At 68.8% G+C, this 9,330-nt stretch carries 10 protein-coding genes; 1 reads left to right on the top strand and 9 read right to left on the bottom strand.

Annotation, left to right across the window (positions count from 1 at the left end; all coding sequences use genetic code 11):
- Positions 1-50 precede the first annotated feature (50 nt).
- The gene (locus tag ACIPIA_RS05460; RefSeq protein ID WP_400507428.1) at positions 51-638 is read left to right on the top strand and encodes a hypothetical protein; all 588 of its coding nucleotides are present in this window, start codon (positions 51-53) and stop codon (positions 636-638) included.
- Between the two features lie 18 nt (positions 639-656).
- On the opposite strand, the gene ACIPIA_RS05465 is transcribed toward ACIPIA_RS05460, so the two are convergent.
- The 9 genes from ACIPIA_RS05465 to proB form a co-directional block, all read right to left on the bottom strand.
- On the bottom strand, positions 657-1,166 hold the full coding sequence (locus ACIPIA_RS05465) for an RNA pyrophosphohydrolase (protein WP_400507430.1): 510 nt from the start codon (positions 1,164-1,166) through the stop codon (positions 657-659).
- Positions 1,163-2,212, bottom strand: coding sequence for a divergent polysaccharide deacetylase family protein (locus tag ACIPIA_RS05470; protein ID WP_400507432.1), 1,050 nt, complete (start codon positions 2,210-2,212; stop codon positions 1,163-1,165). The genes ACIPIA_RS05465 and ACIPIA_RS05470 overlap by 4 nt, the downstream gene beginning before the upstream one ends.
- A gap of 290 nt (positions 2,213-2,502) precedes the next feature.
- On the bottom strand, positions 2,503-3,870 hold the full coding sequence (locus ACIPIA_RS05475; RefSeq protein ID WP_400507433.1) for a S41 family peptidase: 1,368 nt from the start codon (positions 3,868-3,870) through the stop codon (positions 2,503-2,505).
- Positions 3,870-5,231 (bottom strand): murein hydrolase activator EnvC family protein, encoded by a 1,362-nt coding sequence (locus tag ACIPIA_RS05480; RefSeq protein WP_400507435.1) that lies wholly within the window; start codon positions 5,229-5,231, stop codon positions 3,870-3,872. Before ACIPIA_RS05480 ends, ACIPIA_RS05475 begins: the two co-directional genes overlap by 1 nt.
- Positions 5,228-5,707 (bottom strand): 23S rRNA (pseudouridine(1915)-N(3))-methyltransferase RlmH, encoded by a 480-nt coding sequence (gene rlmH, locus ACIPIA_RS05485; RefSeq protein WP_400507437.1) that lies wholly within the window; start codon positions 5,705-5,707, stop codon positions 5,228-5,230. Before rlmH ends, ACIPIA_RS05480 begins: the two co-directional genes overlap by 4 nt.
- Before the next feature lie 12 nt (positions 5,708-5,719).
- Positions 5,720-6,076: a ribosome silencing factor gene (gene rsfS / locus ACIPIA_RS05490; protein WP_400507441.1), complete on the bottom strand. Its 357-nt coding sequence runs from the start codon at positions 6,074-6,076 to the stop codon at positions 5,720-5,722.
- Positions 6,077-6,200: 124 nt separating this feature from the next.
- Positions 6,201-6,812, bottom strand: coding sequence for a nicotinate-nucleotide adenylyltransferase (locus ACIPIA_RS05495; RefSeq protein WP_400507439.1), 612 nt, complete (start codon positions 6,810-6,812; stop codon positions 6,201-6,203).
- Between the two features lie 14 nt (positions 6,813-6,826).
- Positions 6,827-8,068, bottom strand: coding sequence for a glutamate-5-semialdehyde dehydrogenase (locus ACIPIA_RS05500; protein ID WP_400507443.1), 1,242 nt, complete (start codon positions 8,066-8,068; stop codon positions 6,827-6,829).
- Between the two features lie 111 nt (positions 8,069-8,179).
- On the bottom strand, positions 8,180-9,304 hold the full coding sequence (proB, locus tag ACIPIA_RS05505) for a glutamate 5-kinase (protein ID WP_400507445.1): 1,125 nt from the start codon (positions 9,302-9,304) through the stop codon (positions 8,180-8,182).
- Positions 9,305-9,330: the final 26 nt, after the last annotated feature.

Consider the following 9,330-nt stretch of genomic DNA (forward strand, 5'->3'; position numbering starts at 1 on the left):
ACAGGCCCCCGCGGATTCCCCTTTCCCGTGCGGTGCTCTAAGCAGTCCTCATGGAGAACGTCCCGCCGCATGAACTCTTCACCCATGTCCGCATCGTCATGGGCATGGTCATCGGCCTCGGCATCACGCGAATGCTCGCGGGCGTCGCCGGCTTCATCCAGCACCCCGGCCGGCATCGCGCCTCGCTGCTGCACATGCTCTGGGTCGGCTCGATCCTGCTGGAGCTCGTTCTGTTCTGGTGGTGGGAGTTCGGGCTCTCGCGCATGCCCGCCTGGAGCTTCGGGATCTATCTGTTCCTGATCGGCTATGCCGTCGTGCTCTATCTGCTGGCGGCGCTGCTCTTCCCGGACAACATCTCGGAATATGCCGGCTACGAGGACTTCTTCATCAAGCGGCGGCGCTGGTTCTTCGGCCTGCTGGCGGTGACCTTCGTGCTCGATATCGTAGACACGCTGATCAAGGGCATCGAACGCTGGAGCCAGCTCAGCGGCGACTATCTCGTGCAGGTGCCGATCGGGCTGGCGCTGTGCCTCGTCGGCTCGACGACGGCGCGGCGCTCGGTGCAGCTGGCACTGGCGATCGTGCACATCACGTATCAGTTCTACTGGGTCGGTCGCATCGTCTACACGATGGGCTGAGACGGTCGAGGGCGCGCCTCAGCCCGTGGCGAAGGGCGCGAAATGCCGGGCGACCTGCCTGTAGACGTCCTGTTTGAACGGGATGATCAGGTCCGGCGTCTCGGCCAGCCGCGTCCAGCGCCAGGCGTCGAATTCGGCCTTGTGGCCGCCGGCAGGCGTGAGGATGTTGATCTCGTCCTCGGCGCCGGTGAAGCGGAAGGCGAACCATTTCTGCGCCTGGCCGCGCCAGCGGCCCTTCCAGGCCTCCTTGCCGATATCGACAGGCAGGTCGTAGGCCAGCCAGCCCGGCGCCTCGCCGAGCAGTTCGACCGAGGTGACGCTGGTCTCTTCCGCCAATTCGCGGCGGGCCGCGTCCAGAGGCGTCTCGCCCTCGTCGATGCCGCCCTGCGGCATCTGCCAGGCATGGCCCGGCGCGACGTGCTCGCGCTTCGTCTTGTCGGCGCGGCGGCCGATGAACACCAGCCCCTCCGCATTGAACAGCGCAAGCCCCACGCAGGGGCGGTAGCCTTCGGGGGCGGTCTCGGTCATCGCTGCGATCCGGTGGAAACTGATCCGGTGGTCTTGGGATTGCGGAAGCCGCGGGCGGAGCTGACCGGGACCAGCACGATCTTCTTGGCTTCGAGCGACTGCGCCCAGCGGTTGATCCGCTCGATCGAGACCGGCAGGGCGCTGGCGGCGGCGACGACGACGCCCTGGTCGCGCGCCAGGGTCTCGAGCGCCGCCAGTTCCTTGTCTATGGCCTCGGCGCGCGTGACGCCATCGATGACCCGGTCGATCTTCACGGCCGGAATCTGGGCGCGGCCCGCGGCGCCGGCGAGAAGGCTGCGCGGCGAGGAACCGTCGTCGATCACCATCAGGCCGCGGCCGGCAAACTCGCGCAGGAGCGGCGACAGCGCGTTCTCGTCGGAGGTCAGCCGCCCGCCGAGGAAGTTGACGATGCCGACATAGCCGGTGAAGCGCCCCAGGGACCAGTGCAGCTTGTCGATGTTGTCCGCAGCCTTCGGGCCGGTCAGCAGCGTATGTGGGCCGGGGTCGTTGTCGGGATAGTCGAAGGGCTCCATCGGCAATTGCAGGAAGACCTCGTGACCTTCGCCGCGCGCGCGCTGGACGGTGCGTTCGAGCTCGGTGCCATAGGGTGCGAAGGCGAGCGAGACCGGTCCGGGCAGCTTGCCGATGGCGTCGGCGGTGCCGGTCTGGCTGATGCCGAGGCCGCCGACCAGCAGTGCGATGCGCCCGGCCGGCTTGGTCGCGGGCTCCGGCCCGGCCGGCCGGGCATAGAGCTTCGCCGGTGTCGTCCCGTCGGGAGCAAGCTTGGGCAGCAGGCCGTAGCGGCTCCGCTCCACCAGCCGGTTGTCGGGCGCCGGCGCGAGCCTGATCGCACCGGCTTCGTCTGGAACGGTGATGACGATCGAAGCCGGGGCATCCTCGCCGGCCCGCACGACGGTCACGCCGGCGCTGTTCTCGAGCTGGGCCGCGCTTGCCGGGCCATGGGCGGCGGAGGTCGGATTCGCTCCCGGATTGTCTGCAATCGGCGAGGCGGGGGCGGCGCGCTTCTCGATGGAGGCGTAGGCCATCGGTTCGCCGCCATCGGGGTCGCTGCGCAGCGCGGCGACCAGCAGGAGACCGAGGATCGCGGTTCCGACGCAGCCTGCACACGCGGTCGCGAGCCAACGGGCCCACGGCTTGCCGGAAGGCGCGGCCCGATCCTGGCCCAACGGCCGATTGAGCTCCGTCAGCGGCATTCCGGCCAAGGTCAGCCGTCCTCAAGGTTGCGACGCGGGCCCGAATCAGTGGCCCGCGCGCTAGTCTTGTCGCCTAAGCGGCCCGGCGTCGAGCCCGAAGGCTCCCGCGCCGGCGGTCAGTTCTACGGCGCTTCCGGCGTGGCCGGTGCCGGAGCGGGCTCGGCGGCAGGCTTCTCGGCCGGCTTCTCGATGATCTGCGCGGTGTCCTTCTTGATCCCGCGCAGCTGGTTGAAGGCTGCGATCAGCTGGGTGTCCTTCGCCGGATCGTTCGGGACATAGGATGCGGAGCCGGACTGCTCCTCGCCCTCGCCGGCCTTGAGATGGCCCTTGAGCGCGGCCTCGCCCTTGTTCTCGACGAGCTTGTCCTTGATCTCCTGCGGGATGTCCTGCTGGACCTCGATGTCCGGCGTGATGCCCTTGGCCTGGATCGAGTTGCCCGACGGCGTGTAGTAGCGCGCCGTGGTCAGGCGCAGGCCGCCATTGGAGCCGAGCGGGATCACGGTCTGCACCGAGCCCTTGCCGAAGGAGCGCGTGCCCATGACGACGGCGCGCTTATGGTCCTGCAACGCGCCGGCGACGATCTCCGCCGCCGAGGCCGACGAGCCGTTGATCAGCACGACGACCGGCTTGCCCTTGGTCAGGTCGCCCGACTTGGCGTTGAAGACCTGGGTCTCCTCGGCGTTGCGGCCGCGGGTCGAGACGATCTTGCCGCGCTCGAGGAAGGCGTCGGAGACCAGCACGGACTGGTCGAGGCGGCCGCCGCGGTTGTTGCGGAGGTCGATGACGTAGCCCTTGAGCTTGTCCTGGCCGATCTCGTTGCCGAGTTTCTCGATCGCCTTGCGCAGGCCGTCATAGGTCTGCTCGGAGAACGTGCCGATGCGGATATAGCCGATATCGCCCTCGACGCGCTCCTCGACCGCGGGCACGACGATGGTCGAGCGGGTCAGGGTGAATTCGAGCGGGTCGGGCTTGCCCGGACGCTCGATCTTGAGCGTGACCTGGGTGTTGATCAGCCCGCGCATCTTCTCGACAGCCTGGGTCAGGGACAGGCCCTTCACCTCGGTGCCGTCGATCTGCCGGATGATGTCGTTGGCGAGGATCCCGGCCTTGGAGGCGGGCGTATCGCGAATCGGCTTGGCGACCTTGAGGACGCCGTCCTCCATCGTCACCTCGATGCCGAGCCCGCCGAACTGGCCGCGCATGTCGGTGTCCATGTCGCGGAAGGCTTTGGAGTCGAGATAGGAGGAATGCGGATCGAGCGAGGAGACCATGCCGTTGATGGCGGCCTCGATCAGCTTCTGCTCGTCCGGCTTGTCGACGTAGTCGGTGCGGATCTTCTCGAAGATGTCACCGAAAAGGTTCAGGCTGCGATAGACCTCGGCCGAAGCGGCGACGGCGCTGGTCGAGGAGAGCAGTCTGGTCTGTGTGGCCAGTCCGGTCAGGCCCGCGCCCATGATGGCGCCGGCGAGAACGAGGGAAACCTTGCGCATCATCCGCGAACCTTTTCGCCTTGCGATTTCGTCCACCACGGCGTCGGATCGATCGAGACGCCGTCTTTCCTGAATTCGATATAGAGAACCGGCTGCCCGGTTCCCACCCCTACTGTCGTCGCGGCAGCTTCCGACGTTTCGCCCATCGCCGCAACCGGCTCGCCCGCCAGTACGAACTGATTGAGCGCGACATCGATGCGCTGCATGCCGGCTAGCAAGATGTAGTATCCACCCCCAGCGTTCAGGATCAAGAGTTGCCCGAACGAACGGAACGGCCCCGCGTAAACTACCCAAGCGTCAGAAGGCGCCGAAACTAGGGCGTTGGGGCGAGTTTCCAGCGACATTCCGCGAATCGTGCCGCCTGCGCCGTCCGGATCGCCAAAACCACGCAATCGTGAACCGGCGACAGGCAGCGAGAGCATGCCCCGGGCGTCGGAGAAGGCGATCTTCGGGGCAAGGCGCGCGGGGTCCCGGAACGCCAGGGCGGTCATCCGGTCGCGCTGTTCGCGCGTCTCCTGCTCGATCGCCTGGCGTGCCGCTTCCGCAGCCTTGTTGGCAACCGAGATTTCCTTCTCGATCTTCTCGACGAAGTCGCGCATCGAACGCGCCTGGCCGGCGAGTTCCCTGCCGAGCGTGGCTTGCGCATCGACATCCCGCGCTGCGCTGGCCTCGCGCTCCCGCCTTGCGTCGATCAACGAGGCCAGGCGCTGGCGCTCGCCGGCGAGTTGCTCCATCTCCGTGCCGATCTTGAGCTTTTCCGCGGAGATGTTGTCGCGCAGCCGCACCAGTTCACCGAGGTCGGTGGCGAGGATCTCGATCTCCTGACGAAGGTCGGGCACGACAGCGCCGAGCAGCATGGAGGCCCGCACCGCTTCGAGGATGTCTTCGGGGCGCACCAGCACGGCCGGCGGCGGGCGTCGGCCGATGCGCTGGAGCGCGGCCAGCACCTCGGCGATCAGGCCGCGCCGGCTGTCGAGCGAGCGGCGGATCGCGGTCTCGCTCGATTGCAGCAGCGCAAGGCGCTTCTCCAGAGCGCCCAGCCGCTCCTCGCCGGCCTGCGTCTTCGCTGTCGTGTCGAGCAGGGCCTTGTTGAGCGCGGCGCGATCGGCGCGGATCCCGGCGATTTCCTTCTCCAGCGCGGCGCGCGCCTCGACATTCCCGTCCAGGCGTTGCTCGATGGCCTTGAGCTCGGCCTCCCGCGCCTGCTTCTCGACGAGTTTCTGCATCGCCTCCCGGGCCAGGGCCTCCGGATCGGGCGCACCTGTCTGTGCGATGGCCGGAGCAAGGAGCATCGCAGCCAGCAGGGCGGCGAGGCTCAGGCGGCGCAGCCCGGTGCGAATCAGCGACGCGGCGAAACTCATGCGCGATGATAGGGGTGCCCGGCGATGATCGTCATCGCCCGATAGAGTTGTTCGAGCACGAGCGCGCGCACGATCTGGTGCGGGATCGTGAGCGCGCCGAAGGCCAGCGTGATGTCGGCCTTGTCGCGGATCTCCTCGCTCAGCCCGTCGGCGCCGCCGATGATCAGGCTCGCATGGCCGGTTCCCGCATCCCGCGCCGCCGCGATGCGGCCGGCGAAGGCTTCGCTGCCGAGCTGGCGGCCGCGCTCGTCGAGGGCGATCAGAAGGCCGGGCTGCGCCTTGGCGAGGATCGCCTGCGCTTCCTCGCGCTTGCGCTCCTCGGGGCGCCGGCCCCGGCTTTCGGCGATCTCGACGATGTCGGGGCCGCTCAGTCCGATGCCGCGGCCCAACGCGACTCCGCGCTCACGATAGCGCTCGCAGAGCTCGCGTTCCGGCCCGTCCTTGAGCCGGCCGACGGCGATGACAGCGAGCCGCATCCGGAAACGACGTCAGCTGTCGAGGCGTTCGTTCGGCCGATCGGTGCCCCACATCTTCTCGAGATTATAGAACTGGCGCACTTCGGGCCGGAAGACGTGAACAATGATGTCGCCGGTATCGATCAGCACCCAGTCGCAAGCAGGCATGCCCTCGACGTTGGGCGCGGGGAGTCCGGACGCCTTCAGGGCTTCGATCAGGGCATCCGAGATAGCGGCGACATGGCGGTTGACGTTACCCGAGGCGATGATCATCGCGTCGGCCAGCGATGTCTTGCCGACGAGGTCGATCACCGTGATGTCCTCGGCCTTCATGTCTTCGAGGACACGCTGCGCAAGGGCGATGCTAGCGGCGGAGGGATTGTCCGCGATAGCGGCCTGGGGAAGCGGCTTCGGCTCGGCTTCACCAAGGTTTTGACGGGTCAGTGACGTATCCTCTCGATCACGATGCGCTCTTGGCGCGACCACGCCAAAATAAGCCGGGAAGCCGCGGAATTCAATCGCGACCGGCCTGCTGGCGCAGCATGGTAGAGGATAAAGTCGAGCGCTTGCCGTGCAGAAAGACCCAGGCTGGCGGGTTGGTGCGCGGCAGCACCGCGGCCTGGTTCTCGGGGATGCGCCAGCGCGACAGCCAGTTGGCGGCCGGCGAGGCCATGGCGCTGTGGGTCGAGCCCGGCCGGTCGATGATGGCGATCGGCATCATCCGGGCGATCGTGCGCCACTCGGCCCAGCGGTGGAACCCGGCGAGATTGTCGGAGCCCATGATCCAGACGAAGTTGACGCCCGGGCAACGCCGCTTCAGCGCGCGCAGCGTGTCGGCCGTGTAGCGGGTGCGCAGCGTCGCCTCGATGCCGGTGACGTTGATGCGGGCATGGCCCGCGACCTTGCGCGCCTGCCGGAGCCGCTCGCCGAGCGGCGGCAGTCTCGCATTGTCCTTCAGCGGATTGCCGGGAGTGACCAGCCACCAGATGCGGTCGAGCTGCAAGCGGCGCAGAGCCGTCAGACTTGCGAGGCGATGGCCATCATGCGCCGGGTTGAAGCTGCCGCCGAACAGGCCGATGCACAGGCCCGGTGCATGGGGTGGCAGGCGCAGAGGCTCGCTCGTCATCCGTGCTGCAGGGTTCAGGGGCGGATCTGGCCCGCGCCATGGACGCGGTACTTGAACGAGCAGAGCTGCTCGACGCCGACGGGTCCGCGCGCATGCATGCGGCCGGTGGCGATGCCGATCTCGGCGCCGAAGCCGAATTCGCCGCCATCGGCGAACTGCGTCGAGGCGTTGTGGACGACGATCGCGGAATCGACCTCCGCGAGGAACCGCGCCGCGGCGGCTTCATCCGAGGTGACGATCGCGTCGGTGTGATGCGAGCCGTAGCGCTCGATATGCTCGATCGCGGCGTCGAGGCCCGGCACCACCTTCGCGGCGATGATCATGTCGAGATACTCGGTCGACCAGTCTTCTTCACTCGCGGGCGTCGCGCGCGAGTCGGCGCCCAGGACGGCGTCGTCGCCACGGACCGCGCAGCCGGCATCGAGCAGGGCGCCGACGAGGGGGGCGAGATGGGTCTCCGCGCAGGCCGCGTCGACGAGCAACGTTTCGGCCGCGCCGCAGACGCCGGTGCGCCGCAGCTTCGCGTTGAGCAGGATGTCGCGCGCCATGGCGAGATCGGCCTTGCGGTCGATATAGACATGGCAGTTGCCGTCGAGATGGGCGAAGACCGGCACGCGCGCCTCGCTCTGGACGCGGGCGACGAGGCTTTTGCCGCCGCGCGGCACGACGACGTCGACATTGCCGCCGAGGCCCGCGAGGATCTCGCCGACAGCGGCGCGGTCGCGCGTCGGCACGAGCTGGATCGCGTCGCCCGGCAGGCCGGCCGCTTCCAGCCCCTCGCGCATGGCTGCCGCGATCTCGGTCGAGGAGCGGAAGGAATCGGAGCCCGCGCGCAGGATCGCGGCATTGCCGCTCTTCAGGCAGAGCGCGCCGGCATCGGCGGTGACGTTGGGCCGGCTCTCGAAGATCACGGCGATGACGCCGAGCGGGGTGGCGACGCGCTCGAAGCGCAATCCGTTCGGCCGGGTCCATTCCGCCAGCACGCGTCCGAGCGGATCGGGCAGGTCGGCGACCTCGGCGACCGCATCGGCGATGGCGGCGAGGCGCTTCTCGTCGAGGGCGAGGCGGTCGATGAAGGAGCCGCTCAGGCCCGCTGCCTTGCCGTCGGCGAGGTCCTGCGCGTTTGCGGCGAGGATGCGGGACGTCCGGGCGCGCAGCGCATCCGCCATGGCGACCAGTGCGGCGTTGCGTTGCGGGGCCGGACTCAGGGCGACCTTGCGCGCGGCGGCCCGGGCCTTGCGGCCGAGCTCCTGCATGACGAGCCCGACGTTTCCGGTCTCGTGCGTCGCGATGATGCGCAATGCGCTGTCGCCCGTCATCTCATTCAGCCCAAAACAACCGCTGGCAACGCCAGTCCGGAGGAAAGCTTAGCCCAGCCCGAGCGCCATGTCGTCCCGGTGGATCATCTCGGCGCGCCCGGGATAGCCGAGGACGGCCTCGAGATCGCGCGAGGCTTTGCCGAGGACGAGCGCTGCCTCGCCTGCGTCATAGGCGACGAGGCCGCGCCCGAGCAGCTGTCCTTCGGGATCGCGGATCAGTACGGCGTCGCCGCGGGCGAACTCGCCCTCGATGCGGCTGACTCCGACCGGCAGCAGGCTCGCCCCGCCGCGCAGCGCGCGGGCCGCGCCGGCATCGACATGCAGCGTGCCACGCGGCTCCAGCGTGCCGGCGATCCAGGTCTTGCGCGCGGTGGCCGGCGTCGAGCCGGAGAGGAACCACGTGCAGCGGCCGCCGGCGGCCACGCTTGCGAGCGGGTTCTTGGCGCGCCCGTCGGCGATGAGCATGTGGGTGCCGCCGGCCGCGGCGATCTTGCCGGCTTCGATCTTGGTGCGCATGCCGCCGCGCGAGAGCTCGGAGGCCGCACCGCCGGCCATGGCGTCGATCTCGGGCGTGATCTTTTCGACGACCGGAATGTGCCGGGCGCTCGGGTCCCTCGCCGGCGGCGCCGTATAGAGTCCGTCGATGTCCGAGAAGAGCACCAGAAGGTCCGCACCGGCCATCGTCGCGACGCGGGCGGCGAGCCGGTCGTTGTCGCCATAGCGGATCTCGGCGGTGGCGACCGTGTCGTTTTCGTTGATCACCGGGATGGCGCGCAGGTCGAGCAGGCGGCCGAGCGTCGCGCGCGCATTGAGATAGCGTCGGCGCTCCTCGGTGTCGGCCAGGGTCAGCAGGATCTGGCCGGCCGTGAGGCCATGCGCCGCCAGCGCCTCGGCCCAGTTGCGGGCAAGCGCGATCTGGCCGACGGCGGCCGCGGCCTGGCTCTCCTCCAGCCGCAGCGGGCCCGACGGCAGATTGAGCACGGTGCGCCCCAGCGCGATCGCGCCGGAGGAGACGACGAGCACGTCGGCGCCGCGCTGGTGGAGCTCGGCGAGATCTTCCGCCAGTGCCGCGAGCCAGGCATGGCGAAGCCGGCCGCGTGCCCGGTCGACCAGCAGGCTGGAGCCAACCTTGACGACGATGCGGCGGAACTCGGATAGCGAAGGCGTCTTCACAGGGCACACGATCTGTTGAGGCGGCT

It is taken from the genome of Allobosea sp. CER48, assembly GCF_044752385.1.
In the GTDB taxonomy this organism is placed as follows: domain Bacteria; phylum Pseudomonadota; class Alphaproteobacteria; order Rhizobiales; family Beijerinckiaceae; genus Allobosea.

Coding starts and splice junctions, on each gene's coding strand:
- ACIPIA_RS05460 (WP_400507428.1), top strand. CDS start 51: ATGGAGAACGTCCCGCCGCATGAACTCTTCACCCATGTCCGCATCGTC.
- ACIPIA_RS05465 (WP_400507430.1), bottom strand. CDS start 1,166: ATGACCGAGACCGCCCCCGAAGGCTACCGCCCCTGCGTGGGGCTTGCG.
- ACIPIA_RS05470 (WP_400507432.1), bottom strand. CDS start 2,212: ATGGCCTACGCCTCCATCGAGAAGCGCGCCGCCCCCGCCTCGCCGATT.
- ACIPIA_RS05475 (WP_400507433.1), bottom strand. CDS start 3,870: ATGCGCAAGGTTTCCCTCGTTCTCGCCGGCGCCATCATGGGCGCGGGC.
- ACIPIA_RS05480 (WP_400507435.1), bottom strand. CDS start 5,231: ATGAGTTTCGCCGCGTCGCTGATTCGCACCGGGCTGCGCCGCCTGAGC.
- rlmH (WP_400507437.1), bottom strand. CDS start 5,707: ATGCGGCTCGCTGTCATCGCCGTCGGCCGGCTCAAGGACGGGCCGGAA.
- ACIPIA_RS05495 (WP_400507439.1), bottom strand. CDS start 6,812: ATGACGAGCGAGCCTCTGCGCCTGCCACCCCATGCACCGGGCCTGTGC.
- ACIPIA_RS05500 (WP_400507443.1), bottom strand. CDS start 8,068: ATGCAGGAGCTCGGCCGCAAGGCCCGGGCCGCCGCGCGCAAGGTCGCC.